This is a genomic window from Catenisphaera adipataccumulans (genome assembly GCF_014202755.1).
Taxonomy (GTDB): domain Bacteria; phylum Bacillota_I; class Bacilli_A; order Erysipelotrichales; family Erysipelotrichaceae; genus Catenisphaera; species Catenisphaera adipataccumulans.
The window spans coordinates 280,285-296,861 of sequence record NZ_JACHHK010000001.1; the positions used below are offsets into that span (position 1 = coordinate 280,285).

At 47.8% G+C, this 16,577-nt stretch carries 21 protein-coding genes; 5 read left to right on the plus strand and 16 right to left on the minus strand.

All coding sequences use genetic code 11. The annotated features are described in order from the left end of the window. The first annotated feature begins 4 nt into the window (after positions 1-4). From HNQ47_RS01530 to HNQ47_RS01540, 3 genes are read left to right on the plus strand one after another with little or no spacing between them, the layout of a single operon-like run. Positions 5-1,444: an NAD(P)/FAD-dependent oxidoreductase gene (locus tag HNQ47_RS01530; RefSeq protein WP_183326827.1), complete on the plus strand. Its 1,440-nt coding sequence runs from the start codon at positions 5-7 to the stop codon at positions 1,442-1,444. A 12-nt stretch (positions 1,445-1,456) separates the two neighbouring features. Continuing rightward, positions 1,457-2,719, plus strand: coding sequence for an NAD(P)/FAD-dependent oxidoreductase (locus HNQ47_RS01535; protein WP_183326830.1), 1,263 nt, complete (start codon positions 1,457-1,459; stop codon positions 2,717-2,719). A gap of 2 nt (positions 2,720-2,721) precedes the next feature. Then, positions 2,722-3,081, plus strand: a complete 360-nt coding sequence (locus HNQ47_RS01540) for a DUF1667 domain-containing protein (RefSeq protein ID WP_183326832.1) — start codon at positions 2,722-2,724, stop codon at positions 3,079-3,081. Between the two features lie 71 nt (positions 3,082-3,152). On the opposite strand, the gene HNQ47_RS01545 is transcribed toward HNQ47_RS01540, so the two are convergent. After that, positions 3,153-3,947: an ABC transporter permease gene (locus HNQ47_RS01545; RefSeq protein WP_183326834.1), complete on the minus strand. Its 795-nt coding sequence runs from the start codon at positions 3,945-3,947 to the stop codon at positions 3,153-3,155. 3 nt (positions 3,948-3,950) lie between these two features. Further along, on the minus strand, positions 3,951-4,730 hold the full coding sequence (locus HNQ47_RS01550; RefSeq protein ID WP_183326836.1) for an ABC transporter ATP-binding protein: 780 nt from the start codon (positions 4,728-4,730) through the stop codon (positions 3,951-3,953). A gap of 133 nt (positions 4,731-4,863) precedes the next feature. Here HNQ47_RS01550 and HNQ47_RS01555 point away from each other — a divergent pair, with 133 nt between their 5' ends. Next, complete coding sequence (locus HNQ47_RS01555; RefSeq protein WP_183326838.1) at positions 4,864-5,265, plus strand: C-GCAxxG-C-C family protein; 402 nt, start codon at positions 4,864-4,866, stop codon at positions 5,263-5,265. Positions 5,266-5,327: 62 nt separating this feature from the next. On the opposite strand, the gene HNQ47_RS01560 is transcribed toward HNQ47_RS01555, so the two are convergent. The 7 genes from HNQ47_RS01560 to HNQ47_RS01590 are packed head-to-tail and all read right to left on the minus strand — an operon-like array spanning position 5,328 to position 11,741. Further along, positions 5,328-5,504, minus strand: coding sequence for a fluoride efflux transporter FluC (locus tag HNQ47_RS01560; RefSeq protein ID WP_183326840.1), 177 nt, complete (start codon positions 5,502-5,504; stop codon positions 5,328-5,330). A gap of 42 nt (positions 5,505-5,546) precedes the next feature. Continuing rightward, on the minus strand, positions 5,547-7,643 hold the full coding sequence (locus HNQ47_RS01565) for a DUF2812 domain-containing protein (protein ID WP_183326842.1): 2,097 nt from the start codon (positions 7,641-7,643) through the stop codon (positions 5,547-5,549). A 40-nt stretch (positions 7,644-7,683) separates the two neighbouring features. Continuing rightward, positions 7,684-8,889 (minus strand): aminopeptidase, encoded by a 1,206-nt coding sequence (locus tag HNQ47_RS01570; protein ID WP_183326845.1) that lies wholly within the window; start codon positions 8,887-8,889, stop codon positions 7,684-7,686. Positions 8,890-8,920: 31 nt separating this feature from the next. Beyond that, on the minus strand, positions 8,921-9,112 hold the full coding sequence (locus tag HNQ47_RS01575; protein ID WP_183326847.1) for a hypothetical protein: 192 nt from the start codon (positions 9,110-9,112) through the stop codon (positions 8,921-8,923). 52 nt (positions 9,113-9,164) lie between these two features. Beyond that, the gene (gene feoB / locus HNQ47_RS01580) at positions 9,165-11,279 is read right to left on the minus strand and encodes a ferrous iron transport protein B (protein ID WP_183326849.1); all 2,115 of its coding nucleotides are present in this window, start codon (positions 11,277-11,279) and stop codon (positions 9,165-9,167) included. Positions 11,280-11,295: 16 nt separating this feature from the next. Next, positions 11,296-11,517 carry a FeoA family protein gene (locus HNQ47_RS01585; RefSeq protein WP_183326851.1) on the minus strand — a complete coding sequence of 74 codons (222 nt, stop codon included), beginning with the start codon at positions 11,515-11,517 and terminating at the stop codon, positions 11,296-11,298. Between the two features lie 14 nt (positions 11,518-11,531). Continuing rightward, positions 11,532-11,741 (minus strand): FeoA family protein, encoded by a 210-nt coding sequence (locus HNQ47_RS01590; protein ID WP_183326852.1) that lies wholly within the window; start codon positions 11,739-11,741, stop codon positions 11,532-11,534. A gap of 157 nt (positions 11,742-11,898) precedes the next feature. Between HNQ47_RS01590 and HNQ47_RS01595 the strand changes: the two genes are divergently transcribed. Beyond that, the gene (locus HNQ47_RS01595; RefSeq protein WP_183326854.1) at positions 11,899-12,249 is read left to right on the plus strand and encodes a heavy-metal-associated domain-containing protein; all 351 of its coding nucleotides are present in this window, start codon (positions 11,899-11,901) and stop codon (positions 12,247-12,249) included. Positions 12,250-12,310: 61 nt separating this feature from the next. Here HNQ47_RS01595 and rplT read toward each other — a convergent pair whose 3' ends face one another. The 7 genes from rplT to amrA all read right to left on the minus strand — a co-directional run bounded on the left by rplT (position 12,311) and on the right by amrA (position 16,544). Beyond that, positions 12,311-12,667, minus strand: a complete 357-nt coding sequence (rplT, locus tag HNQ47_RS01600; RefSeq protein ID WP_183326856.1) for a 50S ribosomal protein L20 — start codon at positions 12,665-12,667, stop codon at positions 12,311-12,313. A gap of 18 nt (positions 12,668-12,685) precedes the next feature. Next, the gene (gene rpmI / locus HNQ47_RS01605) at positions 12,686-12,880 is read right to left on the minus strand and encodes a 50S ribosomal protein L35 (RefSeq protein ID WP_183326858.1); all 195 of its coding nucleotides are present in this window, start codon (positions 12,878-12,880) and stop codon (positions 12,686-12,688) included. A gap of 13 nt (positions 12,881-12,893) precedes the next feature. Beyond that, positions 12,894-13,442: a translation initiation factor IF-3 gene (infC, locus tag HNQ47_RS01610; RefSeq protein ID WP_183326859.1), complete on the minus strand. Its 549-nt coding sequence runs from the start codon at positions 13,440-13,442 to the stop codon at positions 12,894-12,896. 224 nt (positions 13,443-13,666) lie between these two features. Continuing rightward, positions 13,667-13,870, minus strand: coding sequence for a helix-turn-helix transcriptional regulator (locus tag HNQ47_RS01615; protein WP_183326861.1), 204 nt, complete (start codon positions 13,868-13,870; stop codon positions 13,667-13,669). A 1-nt stretch (position 13,871) separates the two neighbouring features. Further along, a complete protein-coding gene (locus HNQ47_RS01620; protein WP_221247927.1) occupies positions 13,872-14,351 on the minus strand; it encodes a hypothetical protein in 480 nt (159 codons plus the stop codon). A gap of 95 nt (positions 14,352-14,446) precedes the next feature. Continuing rightward, positions 14,447-15,253, minus strand: a complete 807-nt coding sequence (locus HNQ47_RS01625) for a radical SAM protein (RefSeq protein WP_183326865.1) — start codon at positions 15,251-15,253, stop codon at positions 14,447-14,449. Next, positions 15,243-16,544, minus strand: coding sequence for an AmmeMemoRadiSam system protein A (gene amrA / locus HNQ47_RS01630; RefSeq protein WP_183326868.1), 1,302 nt, complete (start codon positions 16,542-16,544; stop codon positions 15,243-15,245). The genes HNQ47_RS01625 and amrA overlap by 11 nt, the downstream gene beginning before the upstream one ends. Positions 16,545-16,577: the final 33 nt, after the last annotated feature.

Sequence of the window (16,577 nt, forward strand, 5' to 3'; positions counted from 1 at the left end):
CACAATGTATGATGTTGTGATTATCGGCGCCGGAGTTTCCGGATGTGCTGCAGCCAGAGAGTTATCCCGCTATAATGTATCCGCCTGCGTGGTTGAACGCGCTGACGATGTATGTGAGGGAACATCCAAAGCTAACAGTGCCATTATTCATGCCGGATACGATGCCAAAGAAGGATCGTTGATGGCGAAGCTGAATGTCGAAGGCAATCAGATGATGACAAAATTATCAGAGGATCTGGACATCCCGTTCAAACGAATTGGTTCGTTTGTCGTCTGCACTGATGAAAAAGAACGCGGCGGTCTGGAAATGCTGCTGGAACGCGGCAAGAAAAACGGTGTCCCGGATCTACGGATCGTGGAACAAGATGAATTAAGAAAAATGGAACCGAACATTTCCGATGATGCAGTGGCAGCTTTATATGCCCCGACAGCCGGCATCGTCTGCCCGTTTGAACTGACCATCGCTTTGGCAGAAAACGCCGTCGAAAACGGTGTGGAATTCAAACTGGAAACAACGGTTGAAAACATTGAAAAAACCGAAAACGGCTATCTCGTCAAGACCGATCGCGGCGACATTGAAACAAAATGCGTTGTCAATGCAGCCGGTGTATATGCAGACCGTTTCCACAATATGGTCAGCGAAAAGAAAATGACGATCATACCGCGTAAAGGAGAATACTACTTATTAGATAAAAGTGCCGGACAGCACGTTTCCCATACGATCTTCGCACAGCCGACCAAGATGGGAAAAGGCGTTCTGGTCACTCCGACGGTCCACGGCAACTTATTGGTCGGCCCGACCGCACTGGACATCGAAAACAAAGAAGGCGTCAACACCACCTACGATGGTCTGCAGGAAGTCGGACAAAAATCCGGCCGCACAGTTAAAAATCTGCCGCTGCGTGACGTGATCACTTCATTTGCCGGTCTGCGGGCACATGAAGAACACGGTGATTTCATCATTGAAGAAGTCAAGGATGCACCAGGATTCTTCGACTGCGCCGGCATGGCTTCGCCGGGATTATCTGCCAGCCCGGCCGTTGGTAAAATGATTGCCGATATGCTGAGAGACAAGCTGAACTTAAGTGAAAAAGCCAACTTTAAAGCAACACGTAAAGGCATCGTCAAAGCTTCGACGCTGTCGATCGAAGAAAGAAATGAATTGATCAAGAAAGATCCGAAATACGGCAATATCATCTGCCGCTGTGAAATGGTTTCGGAAGGCGAGATCGTCGATGCGATCCATCGTCCGATCCCGGCACGCAGTCTGGATGCGATCAAGCGTCGTACCCGTGCAGGAATGGGCCGCTGTCAGGCAGGATTCTGCTCGCCGCGTGTCATGGAAATTCTGAGCCGTGAAGTAGCAGATATCAATATGGAAAACGTGACGAAAGCCGGCGGAAAGAGCCGCTTCATCGTAGGCACCAATAAGGATCGTTGGTAGGAGGAAAGAACAATGGAAAACTATAATCTTGTGATCATCGGCGGAGGCCCGGCCGGATTAGCCGCTGCCGCAGCTGCCAAAGAAGCCGGCGAAGATTCCATCTTGATTTTGGAACGTGATAATCAACTGGGCGGAATCCTGAACCAGTGCATCCATAATGGATTTGGTCTGCATACGTTCAACGAAGAGCTGACCGGTCCGGAATACGCCAATCGTTTTATTGAAAAAGTCAAAGATTTAAACATTGAATATCGTCTGCATACCATGGTCATGGATATTTCTGAACAGAAAGTCGTGACTGCTATGAATCGTAACGACGGAATGTTCCAGATCCAGGCCAAAGCGATCATCCTGGCGATGGGATGCCGGGAACGTCCGCGCGGTGCCTTAAATATTCCAGGCTATCGTCCGGCAGGTATTTATTCCGCTGGTACCGCACAGCGCCTGGTCAATATTGAAGGATTCATGCCAGGCCGTGAAGTCGTGATCTTAGGTTCCGGTGATATCGGATTGATCATGGCACGCCGTATGACTTTGGAAGGTGCCAAGGTCAAAGTCGTAGCTGAGTTGATGCCGTATTCAGGCGGTTTGAAACGAAACATCGTTCAGTGTCTGGATGATTTCGGTATTCCTTTGAAATTAAGCCATACCGTTGTGGATATCGAAGGCAAAGAGCGTGTCGAAGGTGTCACAATTGCCGAAGTGGATAACCATGGCAAACCAATTCCAGGCACCGAAGAGCATTACAGCTGCGATACCCTGCTGCTGTCCGTTGGTTTGATCCCGGAAAACGAACTGTCCAAGGATGCCGGTGTTGAAATGAACCCGATCACCCGCGGTCCGAAAGTCAACGAAAGTCTGGAAACCAACATTGACGGTGTCTTTGCCTGCGGCAACGTCCTGCATGTGCATGATCTGGTCGACTTCGTTTCTCAGGAAGCCACAACAGCCGGCAAGAATGCGGTGAAATACATTCATAATCAGGAAAATAAAAATGCGAAAGTTGTTCCGGTCGAAGCCAAAGACGGTGTTCGTTACACGGTTCCTGTTACGATTCGTCCAGAATGCATGGATGACTTGCTGACGGTTCGATTCCGTGTCGGCGGTGTCTATAAGAATCATTTCATTTCGGTTTATTTGAATGATGAACGCATCCAGCATCGTCCGCGTCAGATCATGGCGCCGGGTGAAATGGAACAGGTCATTTTACAAAAGAAACAATTGTTGGCAAAATATGATTTGCAGAAAATTACGATTTGTCTGGAGGAGAAATAATCATGGAAACAAAACATTTAACATGTATCGGCTGTCCGATGGGATGCTCCATCACTGTAGAAATGGAAGGCAGCGAGATCCTCAGCGTAACGGGCAACACGTGCAAGCGCGGTGATATCTACGCACGCAAAGAAGTGACCAACCCGACCCGGATCGTCACCAGTACGGTGCGTGTCACGGGCAGTGATTTAACGAATATGGTTTCGTGCAAGACCGAGCACGATATCCCGAAAGATAAGATCTTTGATTGTGTCAAAGCACTCAAAGGTGTTACGGTCAAAGCACCGATCAAGATTGGTGATGTTTTAGTGGAAAACGTTGCCGGTACCGGTGTCAATATCATAGCCACCAAGAATGCATAATTCTTCTTCCTGCGGTTCCGAAAGGGACCGTTTTTTTTAAAAAAAAGCTTCGCAGATGCGAAGCGGTAAAATTACTTGTTGTAGACCATCCGGTCAAAACGTTTTAAGGCAATGATGCCCATGACAACGATCCAGACGATGATACCGATCATCGTAAGCGAAAGCGGCAGACTGGTGATCTGCGGAGTCATCACAGCACGGATGGCTTCATTGATCCAAGTCAGCGGATCGATCAAAATAATTCCCTGCATCACCGGCAGCGGCGACATCTGATGCCAAGTATAGAAGATCGCTCCCAGGAAGACCACGGGCATCAAAAAGCCCGGGAACATGGCAGCCACCTGCGAAGGCTTGATGATCGTACCCACCAGCAGACCGAGCGCGGCCGAAGCCATAGCGGTCAGGATCAGCACCAGGATCAGCACGGGGATCATAGAAGCATCCATCTGAATGGAAATTTTCGAACCCATAAGGATCAGTGAGATCGGCAGAACGATCAGTCCGCCGATAAACGATTCAAGAATACCGACAAACATTTTGACATATGCAACGGTGCGTGAGGAAACCGGTGCCAGCAGTCGGTCTTCGATTTCTCTCAGGTTGTGGAAATCCATCGAAACAGGAACGGCCGTTCCGTGGATCCCCGTGATCAACATGGACATGCCGATCATACCGCAGAACATATGTGTCGGGAAATCCGCCGGCAGGATACCGACCGTCGGAAGCATATATCCATATACAAGAATTAAGATAAACGGAAGCATGGCCACACGGAACACGAATTCCCATTTATCCCGCCATTGTACGAGCAGATCACGCTGTACCATCGCCCAAAAGGCTTTTCTTGTCAGTTTCTTTTCATCCATAATCTATTCCTCCTCGTTTGCGCTTTGTCGATCGTCCACACCATCGCGGTTGGTCAGCGCCAAGAATACATCATTCAGTGAATGGGTATTCGTCTTCTTTTCTAGTTCATCAACTGTGCCGTACGCGAGCATCTCGCCCTTTTTCATGATGGCAACATGTTCGCAGAAGTTTTCGACTTCTTCCATGTAATGGGTGGTCAGAAAAATCGTCGTTCCTTCTTTGTTCATTTTCAGCATCTGATCCCAAAGGATATTCCGGTAATTCGGATCCAGTCCGGTCGTCGGTTCATCAAGAAACAGGATTTCCGGCTGATGCAGCATCGCACGTGCGATCTTCAGACGCTGTGCCATCCCGCCGGAATAACTTTTCACAAAGTCTTTCCGACGATCCCACAAGCCGAATTTTTTCAGCAGTTCTTCCGAACGTTCACGGATCAATTTCTTATCCATGCCGAAGTACAACCCGTGAAAGTATAAATTTTCTTCCGCTGTCAGGCTGCGCTCTAGATTGTTGTGCTGGGCAACCACGCCGATCTTGCGGCGGATGGCAGCCACATCGTTGGTCAGGTCCTCGCCATCATAAATGATCTGTCCGCCATTTGGCAGCAGCTGGGTCGTGACCATATTGATCGTGGTCGATTTACCGGCACCGTTAGCACCGAGAAAACCGAATATTTCACCACGGTGTACTTGAAAGGATATACCTTTGACTGCATCCACGATGCCGTTTTTCGTCTGGTATTGTTTTTTCAGATTTTTTACTTCTAAAATTGCATCATTCATCATTTCTCCTCCTTATACCCCTTGGGGGTATTTAGATCACGAAAACAATATATACCCCTATTGGGTATATTGCAAGTACTTTTTTCATTTTTATAGTGGGTATGCTATGATACTGAAAGTGGAGGTGGAGAACATGGAAACATTAAAAGACTACGTAACACATTATTATACGAGCGATTATAACTGTGCCGAGACGCTGCTGCGGGCAGCGAACGATTACTATCAATTGGGAATGACAGATGACGATATGAAAACCATGGGCGGTTTTGGAGCCGGCATGTATTCAGGCATGGTCTGCGGTGCTCTGGTCGGCAGTGTGGCGGCCATTTCAAAAAAAGTGGTAAAACAGCGTGCCCATGCAACGCCGAACATGAACCGGATCGTGCAGTCCTGTGTACAGGATTTCAAAAATCGCCTCGGCGCAGTGGATTGTAAAGATGTACGGCCGATGCATCACACAACAGAAGAAAAATGTCTGCCGACTTGTCTGCTGGCAGCCGAAACGTTGGAACAAGTCATGGCGTCGATCGAATAATATCCAAATTGTGACGCATACAAAAAGACCGATCATTCGGTCTTTTTTTCATGTTGGTTTATTTACAATGATATTTTTTCACCCGCAAATACTGCGACGACACCAATGATGATACTGGCATAAATATAGCACAATGCCAGAACAGTATGCCCGCTTTTCATCAGATCCGTGCTTTCTGCCGCAAACGATGAGAAAGTAGTAAAACCGCCGCCGCATGCGACAAGCAGCGCATTGATCATGGTTCGTCCTCCTTAAAAAAGCGGCTTTTTCAGCCGCTGATTTTATTGTTCTTTTTGATTCATTTCGTCCCATTCTTTTTTCAGATCTTCATCGCTTTCACGATCTTGTCCCTGATCTTCCAGGTTGATCTGACTGCTGCGTACGCGCAGACGGGCGCGCAGTTTTCTGGACACACGCTTGGCGTTGTTATAGATGCGCAGATAGATCACAAAGAAGATCAGCGCCAATACAAAGACCAGAACACAGATCGCATAGTACCAGATGTTTGGTGCCTGATATGAGCGTGAAATGAAGAAGGAAATCACACAAACGGCCATGACGATAAAGATCAGATACAAGGTCGACCGTGTGGAGCTGGCATATTTACGGAAGAAGGCAAACTTCTCTTCTTCATTGAAAATGTCTTTTCGGTATTGGCCCGGAATTTCTTCATTCCGTAAAACGAACCAGCCGGCTTCCTTTTTATTTTTGCTTGGCCAGCGTTCGATAACGGTCCAGCCGTCGTTTGTCCAACGGTTCTTTTCCTCATCGGACGGCTCATCTTTATAGTAATTGATCCGATAGTAGTAATTCTTCGGTGTACCTTGACGGAAGTAGAAGTTCTTACCGTGACGGCTGGTAAAGTGATAACCTTCCAGTGATTTGTCTTCAAGGTATTGTTCTTCTTTTTCATATTCAGACAATAAGAATTTCTTACGGTCTTCATACAAATCTTCGTCGTCTTCGCTTTCATCCTCTTCGTCATCATCGAAGTCATCGTCATCGTATTCCACTTCGATGTTGTCGTCATCGATGATATCTGCGGCACTCAGTTCCGGTTTCACCGGTTCTTCTGCCGGTTCCGGACTTGTTTCTTCTGCTGTTTCTTCACGAATTTCCACATCCGTTTCCGGCTCTGTCGCTTCGATCGGCTCCGCAGTCTGTTCTGGTACTTCAGCCGTTTCTTCTGTCACCGTTTCAGCAGACGGTTCAATTTCTGTCTCCGGTTCAACGGGTTCCGGTTCCTGTGCATCCGTCATTGGCTGTGCGGTCAGTACATCTGCTTCCTCTTCTTCGTCGGCATCCAGTTCGTGCACATAAGATTCTTCTGGCTGCTCTTCTTCGACCTCGACTTCTTTCAGCGAGATTTCATCCGGTGCAGATTCCAGTTCTTCCTGTACCTCGATTTGATCCATTGTGATGGCATCTTCTGCCGGTTTCTCTTGATCCGGTATAAACAACGGTTGCTGACGGGCATCCACGATTTGAACCGATTCAACGACCGATCCTTCCTCCGGTTCTGCTTCCGCTTCCATCACAGATTCTGTCTCTGGTTCCTCGGTAACCAATGGTTCCGGTTCTTCTTCGGCTTCCGGCTGAACTGTAGGTTCTTCCGCGGTTTCATTGATCATTTCTTCTGCCGCTGCTTCGGCAGACGGTTCGGTTTCTGTCTCCGGCTCTGCTTGAGCAGCTAATGGTTCCGGGACTTCTTCTATCGTTTCTTCAACCTCAGCGGTCTCTTGTTCTTCTTGAGCAATCGGTTCCGGTTCCTCTTCGGCTTCTGGCTGAGCCGCAGGCTCTTCTGCGGTTTCACGGATCGTTTCTTCTGCCGCTGCTTCGATTTCTTTCTCCGGCTCCTCTTGAACGGCCGATGGTTCCGGTATCTCTTCTGCCGGTTTTTCAGCTGCTGTGATTTCTTCCTCAGCGATGGATGGTTCAGAAACTTCTTCAGAGGCTGCCGGTGCTTCCGGCTCTTCTTCTGCAGCCGGTTCTTCAGCTGCTGGTTCTGGTTCTTTTACCATCTCCGGCTGTTTCACACGGCGGACAGCTTCTTCCGCTTCTTCATACGTTTCAGCTTCGATCGGTTCTTCGACATCATCTACTGTATCAGCCAGGGTGATGTCTTCAAATCGTACATGTTTATTTTCTAATTCGCTGGAATTGACACGTACACGCTGGTGCTGCGTACGCTTGCCAATGCGAAATGATCTTCTTTTCTGTTTATGATCGCCTGTCTGATCGACATCAAATACCGTATGGGCATCAAAATCTTTCAGCTCAGGTTCTTCGATCTGCAAAGATGAATATTTATCTTCTTCCTGCAGTCGTTTTAATTCCTCCAACGCACTGCGCTTTTTTCCCTTAGAATCGTTGGCCATAATCTCCCCCCATTATATGTTTATTTTACTTACATTCACGCTATTCGTCAAACGCAGTTATGTAGGAATCAAACGTTCCGTTTACAAATATTGGCACTTTTTTTCCGTCACGTGTTTTTGCTTCAATGCGCAGATCCGCACTGCCGACCATAAAATCTACATGCACCAGCGATTGATTCAATCCATGGGCCTTCAGTTCATCCTCCGACATTGTCAAACCGTTTTTCAAACATTCTCCATACGATTGTCCCAGCGCAAAGTGGCACGATGCATTTTCATCGATCAAAGTTTCATAGAAAATCGTATTCATCTCGGAAATCGGTGAATCATACGGTACAAGCGCAATTTCACCAATCGAACGCGCCCCCTCATCCGTATCTAATATACTGGTCAGTACCTCTTTGCCGACTTTCGCATCATAGTCAACGACCCGGCCGTTCTTGAACGTAAATCGAAAATCGTCGATCGTCGCCCCGTTGTGGACCAGCGGCCGTGTGCTGACCAGAACGCCGTCGATGCCGTCTTTATGCGGGGCCGCAAATACTTCTTCGGTCGGAATATTTGGGAAATAGTAGGTGCCGTCTGTCAAGGTGCTGCCGCCGCCCGCAAAAAGATAATCCTCCGGCAGCTTCACGATTAAATCCGTACCAGCGGCATTCTGATAATGAAGCGATTCAATATTTAATCGATTCAACGCCTTTACGCGCTGTTCAAATTGACGCCGCCGATCCTGCCAGTCTTCGGTAACGCGGGAAACCTGAAAGATCGCATTCCATAAATCTTCGGTCGGCTGACTGCTGTTCGGGAAGACCGCCTTTGCCCATGCCGGAACGGCTGCCGCGGCAATGCACCACTGATTGTGCATCGTATCCAGACGGCGGCGATACGGTTTCGTCGCCTGGCGAAACGTTTTCTGCCGTGCAGCAATGATCGATGCATCCACATCTTTCATCAAAGCCGGATCATCGCCGACAAGTGTCAGGTAACAAGCGCCTTGTTCACTGGTTTCATTATAAAAAAGCGATTCATGGGCCATCACGGTCAGATCACCATGTAAATAATTCAAGTGATCCACCTGCTCATCGCGGTAGCGCACGATCACACGGCCGGCACCGTTCTGATATGCCGTCTTGACCAGCAGGCGCACAAAGTCTGCCGTTTCCACCGGGGCACTGATGATCACCAGCTGTCCTTTTTTCACGTTCAGTCCATTTTTGATCAATAAATCCGCATACTTCTGAAACATAATTCCTCCTATAGAAAAAGGCAGAATAGAACTATTCTGCCGTGTTCGTTATTTTTTTGGGATGATCTTTGCGATATCTTTCATAGAGCGTTTCACCGCCCTTGGCCGAACACATATGTCCGCAGTGGCTGCAGTCTTCATCGCATGCACCATGCTGGATAACATGCCGGACGGCCAATATAAACAGAATCGCTATCACGATCATCGTGATGACTGTTGACATATGTATCTACCTCCAGTTTCAATATACCACAATCTCAACCAATCGGAAAAAATTATGCTTCCGCAGTCTGCGTATTGATTTGTTTCTGCGGCACCGGCCGGAAAATGAAGTACAGCGCAGCTACGATAATGACAATGGCTACGATCTGTCCGAAACCGAACGCTGCTCCGTAGAACAGCCAGGAACCCATTTGATAAATCACCAACGATAAGCAATAACCCAACATGAACTGGTAGCCGATGGCGATCCAGCCCCATTTCCGGTCGCCCATCTCACGCATGCATGCGGACATTGCTGCAATGCACGGCGGATCGAATAAGTTCATTGCCATGAATGACAAGGCAGCGATTGGTGTAAACAGCGATGTGATACCTGCTTTTCCCGCCAGCATCACAACCGTTGACGTTGCGGTTTCCTTGGCCATTTCAGCTGTAATGATCGCTACGGTTCCCTGCCAGCTGCCAAATCCCAGCGGCGCAAAGATCCATGCCAGCGCACCGCCGATCGAAGCCAGGATGCTTTGATCCAGCTGTGTTTCCGGATCGAGGAGCTGCAGGCTCCAGCTGAAGCTTTCCAGGAACCAAACGATGACAACGATTGAGAAGATAATGGTTCCGGCTTTTACGATAAAGTGTTTGCCGCGGTCCCATACCCGCAAAGCTACATTTTTTCCGCTCGGGAAGTGATAAGCCGGCAGCTCCATGACAAACGGGGCCGTTTCGCCGGCAAAAAGCTTCGTTTTCTTCAAAGCGATGCCGGAGAAGATGATCACCAGGAAGCTCAAGACCCACATGCTCCAGGCTACCCATACATTGCCTGGGAAAAACTCAGTCGTGATCATGGCGATAATTTCGGTTTTTGCGGAACACGGGATGAATGTCGTCAGCATGATCGTCATCCGGCGGTCTTTTTCATTCTCAATGGTCCGCGTTCCCATGATGCCCGGCACGCCGCAGCCGGTACTGATCAGGATCGGAATGAAGCTCTTGCCGGACAAGCCGAAGCGGCGGAAGATCCGGCCCAGGACAAAGGCGATCCGCGCCATATATCCACAGTCTTCCAAGATCGCAAGGAACAGGAAGATCAATAAGATCTGCGGCACAAAGCCAAGCACCGTACCGACACCGCCGATGATGCCGTCCACGATCAGACTCTCCAGCCAGCCTGCCATCCCGACACTTTCACAGAATGTGGATACCGCCGGCGGAATGATTTCCCCGAACAAGACATCGTTGGTCCAGTCGGTCATCCATGTACCTAATGTCGAAACCGAAACATAATAGACAAACCACATGATCGCAAAGAAGATCGGCAAGCCTAAGATCCGGTTCGTAACGATTTTATCGATCTTATCGGAAACGGAAAGTTCCCCGCGCGCCCGCTTCTTTTTCACGCATTCCAGCATCACTTTGGCAATGTAATCGTAGCGCTGACTGGTGATGATACTTTCCGCATCGTCATCTAATTCTTTTTCGCAGTCTCTGATATGTGATTCGACATGATCCAATATTTCTTTGGATAACCCCATCTCCCGGATGGCTCGTTCATCTCGTTCGAAGACTTTGACCGCAAACCAGCGTAATCCTTTGGAGCCGACGATCGGTTCAATGGATTCTTCGATATGAGCCAGGGCATGCTCCACAGAACCGGTGAAAACATGTGGGTTCTGAGGAATGCCTGTATGTTCCTGGACCATTTGGATGGCTGCTTCTGCCACTTCCAAGGCATTTTCCCCTTTCAAAGCACTCATTTCGATGACTTTGCAGCCCAAGTCATTTTCTAATTTTTTGACATTGATTTGATCGCCGTTTTTACGGACCAAATCAATCATATTAATGGCCAGGATCATCGGAATTTCCAGCTCCAACAATTGTGTTGTTAAGTATAAGTTTCGTTCGATGTTCGTGCCGTCGATGATATTGATGATCGCATCCGGTTTCTCATTCACCAAATACTGCCGGGCAACGACTTCTTCCAGACTATATGGAGATAACGAATAGATGCCCGGTAAGTCCTGGATCGTTACATCCGGATGGCCTTTCAATTTTCCATCTTTTTTCTCTACCGTGACGCCCGGCCAGTTGCCGACATATTGACTGCCGCCGGTCAGGTTATTGAACAGCGTTGTTTTACCGCTGTTTGGATTTCCTGCAAGTGCAATGATCATATTCTCTTTCCCTTCTTTACTGTTCCACTTCGACCCATGCCGCATCTGCTTTACGGATCGATAATTCGTAGCCGCGGACAGTCAGTTCGATTGGATCTCCTAACGGTGCCACTTTACGTACATAGACTTCGCTGCCTTTGGTCAGCCCCATGTCCATGATGCGGCGTTTCGTCGGTCCGCTGCCGTTCAATTTTTTGATATGGACCGTATTTCCTACTTTCACTTCATTCAATGTCATTCAATCATCCCTTTCTATACCAGCACGCGTCTTGCCAATGATTCATCCAAGGCCACACGCACTCCTTTTATATCCACAATTAAGTTTCCATCAATACTTTGAATGACCTTGACTTGACTGCCTTCCACAAATCCTAACGTTGCCAAATGGGCCCGTACTTCATCTTTACCGGTCACCCGTTTGACCGTATAAAGTTTGTTCATTTCTGCATAGGTAAGCGGCATACGCACCTCCTGTTAGCTTTATCTAACATCTACAGTTTAATTTAACTAACTCGTCCTGTCAACTATAAATTTTATTTATCTAATTTTTATTAGTCTTATTAAATTCCTAATTGACAATTCTCAACTTCCTGCGTATTCTGACATTGGGGTGAGTGAAATGAGCACAATTCTTATTGCGGCCTTGATCGCGCTTGCGGTCATCTTCGGTTTACGTCAGGCAAAACGAAAAATGCGTACTGGATGCTGCGGCGGTGCATCGGAACCGGTCAAACGCATTAAAGTAAAAGATAAAGAAAAACAAAACTATCCATACGAGGAATCTTTCCGCATCGCGGATATGCACTGTAAAAATTGTGAGATCCGGGTAGAGAATGCGGTCAATGCCCATGACGGTTTTTTCGCCAAAGCGAAATTAGCCGACAAACAAGTTACCGTTCTGGCGAAACAGCCCATCGACCGGATCAAAGTACAGCAGTGGATCTCAAAAGCAGGCTATTCGGCTTATTAAACATCCGTCATGGATCATGCATAAAAAAACCCGTTTTCATTGAAAACGGGTATCTTTTTTCTTAGTTTAAAGCCGCTTTGGCTTCATCGCAGATCTTCGTGAAGCTTTCCGGATCATGGATGGCCATTTCACTCAACATTTTTCGGTTGATATCGATGTTTGCCAGTTTCAGTCCATGCATCAAACGGGAATACGATAAGTCATTCATGCGGGCAGCGGCGTTGATGCGGGCGATCCACAGACGACGCATATTTCCCTTTAATTTACGACGATCGTTGTATGCATATTTGAACGAGTGCATAACCTGCTCGTTTGCGGTTTTATAAATTGTATGCTTCGAGCCGAAGTAACCTTTGGCCAGCTTGATGACGCGCTTTCTGCGGGCGCGTGTAACGGTTCCGCCTTTTACTCTTGCCATTCTTCGTTCCTCCTCTTATTACTTCACAAGCATGTCTTTGATACGCTTGTAGTCTGTCTTATCGACCATAGCCGGTTTGGCTAAATGACGTCTTTGTTTCTTCGTTTTTCCGTGGAAACGGTGCGAAGTGTACGCGTGAGATCTTTTCAGCTGTCCGGAACCTGTCTTTTTCACACGTTTGGCAAGTCCTCTGTGGCTTTTCATTTTAGGCATTGTGATATCCTCCTTACTTTTTTTTCGGCGATAACGTCACCGACATTGTGTTGCCTTCCAGTTTCGGGCGTTTTTCCACAACGGCGATATCCGATAACGCATCAATAAAATCATTCATAATTTTCCGGCCGACTTCCTGACGCGTGATCAGCCGACCGCGGAATCGCATATCAATCTTCACTTTCATCCCCTGACCGATCCATTTCTGCGCATGACGCACTTTCGTATCAAAGTCATGAGTATCGACTACCGGAGATAAACGCAATGATTTCATTTCCACAACATGCTGCTTACGCTTGGTTTCTTTGGCTTTCTTCTGCTGCTCAAAGTGATAGCGTCCGTAATCCAGCACTTTACAAACCGGAGGTTTCGCTTTCGGCGCTACACAAAGTAAATCTAAATTTTTATTTCTTGCATAGTCCAGAGCTTTTCTCTTTGGCATGACACCCAATTGTGTTCCATCTGTATCGATGACCAATACTTCACGAAATGGAATTTTCTCGTTAAACAAGTCTCTGTTTACGTTATTTGGGGCTACTTTTCGATTATTGATATTTGACACCTACCTTTTTATCAAAAGAAAACGGGCGCAGTATGCACCCGTTTCATTCTTCTGCTCATTGAGAGAATTGGCATAAACCCATGCTTCAAAAAACATCAGGTGAGAAGGGGTGCTTCTGACTTTCCATTTCCTTGCTCGTTTACTTTACCATAATCCATTCTGACTGTAAAGCGGATTTTCTGAAATTTCCTTCATTAAAATACTCGCCGACAATGCAGGATTGATCAGTCTTCGGTAAATTCGAAAAGATCCTCCACCGTTACATGAAACACTTTGGCGATCGCCATGGCAAGCTTCAGAGAAGGATTGTATTTCCCGTTCTCCAGATGTCCGATCGTCTCTCTTCTGGCGCCGACCAGTTCGGCAAGTTCGCTCTGTTTCATGCCTGCCTTTTCCCTGTATTCCCGGATCCTGGTTTTCAATGCCATTTTATGCGCCTTTCTTGTCCATGATCAGAAAGAGAATGGTCCGCAGCACGGACAGAAACAATAAGGAAGCAACGATGGCCCATCCCATCATATACGCGGCATTCAATGAAATATGCGCAAACGTACCGCCCACCAGTGCGATCAGACAGGAAAAAACCGTCAGAATTTTCAGGCAGATGGCATCACACCTTTTGAGATTCTGTTCCGCCATTTCATCAAAGCGTTCTTTCTTATACTTCTGGATCCGCCAGTAATGAACAAAAAGCAGAAAAATTGCGGCTGCTGAAATAGCCCGTCCAACTGCGGCAGAACCTTCATCATAACTGCTTCGCACCCACATCCAGTAAATCAACGCAAAAAGTACTGCGAATAAAATTTTCGTTGCTACAATTTCAATTAAAGATACATTGTCTCTCAATTCTCCCAGTCCTTTCAATGTTACATATTTTTCACATCTGATGTGAAAAATATGTAACTTCATACGGGATGTGTCAATAGAAATATAACGGCCGAAAGAGCATCTAAAAACCCATGTATTTTACACATGGGTTCAATGAATGACATTTTGGATCATGATCAACAATTTCCAGTATATACATATTTCAGATAACGGCGTGCCACATCCGCCAGTTCATAGATCTGCCGGACCGGAGCGGCCGGTATATCACAATGATAACGCGGAAAATAGCGCGTCACATGCAGCACGATATTCTCATTCACAGAAGCAAGCCAGGCCGCCTCCGCTGCCATTCGTTCCGGTGAATCGTTCTTTCCCGGCACGATCAATGTCGTTACTTCCAAATGACACGTGACATGTGTGATCCAGTCCTTGACCATGTTCAGATCGCCCTGGCACCAATCATAATAAGAATCCGTAAAACCCTTCAGATCGATGTTCATGGCATCCACATACGGAGCAATGGCGCGCAATACTTTCTGCGAAAAACAACCATTACTGACCAACACACAAACCATATCATGTTCATGGAGCAGTCTGCCGGTTTCGATGATCGATTCAAAATCAAGCAGCGGTTCATTGTACGTAAAAGCAATGCCGATATTGCCGGAGCCGCGGTATCGTTCAGCCAACTGCACAAGTTCTTCCGGACTCAAGGTTTTAGTCGGGGCCTGATCGGTCATCGATATCGAAGCATTCTGGCAGAACGGACAGCGCAGATTGCATCCGAAGGAACCGACCGAAAGGATCATCGATCCGGGATGAAAACGAGCCAGCGGCTTTTTCTCGATCGGATCCAAAGCGACCGCGGTCCAGCGATGATGATTTCCGGGGATGTTCCGCCCGCTGCGGTTCGTGCGCGCACGACAGAATCCTGTCTGTCCTTCGCTGAGCTCGCAGGCATGAAAACACAAATCACATTTCATGACGAACGACCTCAAAACGCTGAATGTTCAAGCCTTCCTCATCTTCGATGCCCGCTTTCTGCATCGCGATCGCGATCTGCTGCCGGACCGAAGTGACACCGTCCAGATCCGGCAGCAACAAGCCTCGGCGTCCGTACGGATCGGAAACCAGGATGCCGTAACGCTTCACATCCAGCTGATCCGATGAATCAACCGGTTCCAAATGACCGAGCACATCCACCGATATCTCTAAGTCATCGAGCTCCTTTGGTTCGATCGGAAAAAAGCGCGGATCCCGTGTGGCGGCATGCGCCGCATTGGAAATGATCTCCGAGGCAATATTGGACTTCGTCGGCATGAACGTGCCGATACAGCCGCGCAGACGGCCATGTTCATGAATGGACACAAAGGTGCCCGCCTGTTCCTGCATCATTTCATAAGGTCCCTGCGGATCGATGGTCTTTCGTTCCGTCACATAAGCATGGACCGCGCGCACAGCCAGATCTACGTAAGGATCGCGGCATGGATAGATGCAGACACCATAGCCAATACCGAAGATATCTTCATGACTGAGACACTGCACATCGTAAGGATAACCATCTAAAATACCGGACATGATCGTAAAGGAACCGTGACCGCATTCACCGGCCCGCCGGCGGAACGAATTGGAGAAATCAAGCAGACGGCTGAACTCTCCCTTGCCCATGACATCCATGATTTCCCGTTCATACTCGGGGCCTTCCTTGGTCGGTCCATATGGACTGTTCGCATTGACATGGTGGGACAGATCACCGCTGGCAATAACGGCTGTGCGTCGATCCAATCGATCGGCACAAGCCTGGATGATCTGCCCAAGTTCCAGATTCTTTTCCAGCGGCAGACCGGACAATCCCAGACGAACGAGCTTATAGTGGGTCCAATATTGATTGATAAAATACAGCGGGACCATCGTGCCATGATCCAGCCGATCGTCCTGCGGATATTCTTTGCCGGCCGGAAACTTGCGCTCAGCACACATCTGACAAATGGCATCGACCAATTCTTCATCATATTCTACATGAAACGACACAGACTTTGCCCCAAAGCGAGCAAAATCCCCACGGGCTTCTTTACCTGGTGAAATTTGAAAATAATCCCGATACATTTCCGCATGCGGCGAGATACAAATGATCGTATCTGGCTGCCAGGAAGCGAGAGCACGGGCAGCTTGATGATAGGCATCGATCGTAGCCTGAACCTGTTTTTCTTCGCCGCGTCCGACTTCCGATACAATGACCGGCGGATGCGGAACCATGATAGCTCCTTTTATCATATGAATCATCTCGTTTCTATACTTCTATTGTAC

Coding starts and splice junctions, on each gene's coding strand:
- HNQ47_RS01535 (WP_183326830.1), top strand. CDS start 1,457: ATGGAAAACTATAATCTTGTGATCATCGGCGGAGGCCCGGCCGGATTA.
- HNQ47_RS01590 (WP_183326852.1), bottom strand. CDS start 11,741: ATGCCGCTTACCTATGCAGAAATGAACAAACTTTATACGGTCAAACGG.
- HNQ47_RS01550 (WP_183326836.1), bottom strand. CDS start 4,730: ATGAATGATGCAATTTTAGAAGTAAAAAATCTGAAAAAACAATACCAG.
- feoB (WP_183326849.1), bottom strand. CDS start 11,279: ATGATCATTGCACTTGCAGGAAATCCAAACAGCGGTAAAACAACGCTG.
- HNQ47_RS01585 (WP_183326851.1), bottom strand. CDS start 11,517: ATGACATTGAATGAAGTGAAAGTAGGAAATACGGTCCATATCAAAAAA.
- HNQ47_RS01560 (WP_183326840.1), bottom strand. CDS start 5,504: ATGATCAATGCGCTGCTTGTCGCATGCGGCGGCGGTTTTACTACTTTC.
- HNQ47_RS01545 (WP_183326834.1), bottom strand. CDS start 3,947: ATGGATGAAAAGAAACTGACAAGAAAAGCCTTTTGGGCGATGGTACAG.
- HNQ47_RS01565 (WP_183326842.1), bottom strand. CDS start 7,643: ATGGCCAACGATTCTAAGGGAAAAAAGCGCAGTGCGTTGGAGGAATTA.
- rplT (WP_183326856.1), bottom strand. CDS start 12,667: ATGGCAAGAGTAAAAGGCGGAACCGTTACACGCGCCCGCAGAAAGCGC.
- HNQ47_RS01570 (WP_183326845.1), bottom strand. CDS start 8,889: ATGTTTCAGAAGTATGCGGATTTATTGATCAAAAATGGACTGAACGTG.
- rpmI (WP_183326858.1), bottom strand. CDS start 12,880: ATGCCTAAAATGAAAAGCCACAGAGGACTTGCCAAACGTGTGAAAAAG.
- HNQ47_RS01615 (WP_183326861.1), bottom strand. CDS start 13,870: ATGGCATTGAAAACCAGGATCCGGGAATACAGGGAAAAGGCAGGCATG.
- HNQ47_RS01555 (WP_183326838.1), top strand. CDS start 4,864: ATGGAAACATTAAAAGACTACGTAACACATTATTATACGAGCGATTAT.
- HNQ47_RS01625 (WP_183326865.1), bottom strand. CDS start 15,253: ATGAAATGTGATTTGTGTTTTCATGCCTGCGAGCTCAGCGAAGGACAG.
- HNQ47_RS01540 (WP_183326832.1), top strand. CDS start 2,722: ATGGAAACAAAACATTTAACATGTATCGGCTGTCCGATGGGATGCTCC.
- HNQ47_RS01620 (WP_221247927.1), bottom strand. CDS start 14,351: ATGAAGTTACATATTTTTCACATCAGATGTGAAAAATATGTAACATTG.
- amrA (WP_183326868.1), bottom strand. CDS start 16,544: ATGATAAAAGGAGCTATCATGGTTCCGCATCCGCCGGTCATTGTATCG.
- HNQ47_RS01575 (WP_183326847.1), bottom strand. CDS start 9,112: ATGTCAACAGTCATCACGATGATCGTGATAGCGATTCTGTTTATATTG.
- HNQ47_RS01595 (WP_183326854.1), top strand. CDS start 11,899: ATGAGCACAATTCTTATTGCGGCCTTGATCGCGCTTGCGGTCATCTTC.
- HNQ47_RS01530 (WP_183326827.1), top strand. CDS start 5: ATGTATGATGTTGTGATTATCGGCGCCGGAGTTTCCGGATGTGCTGCA.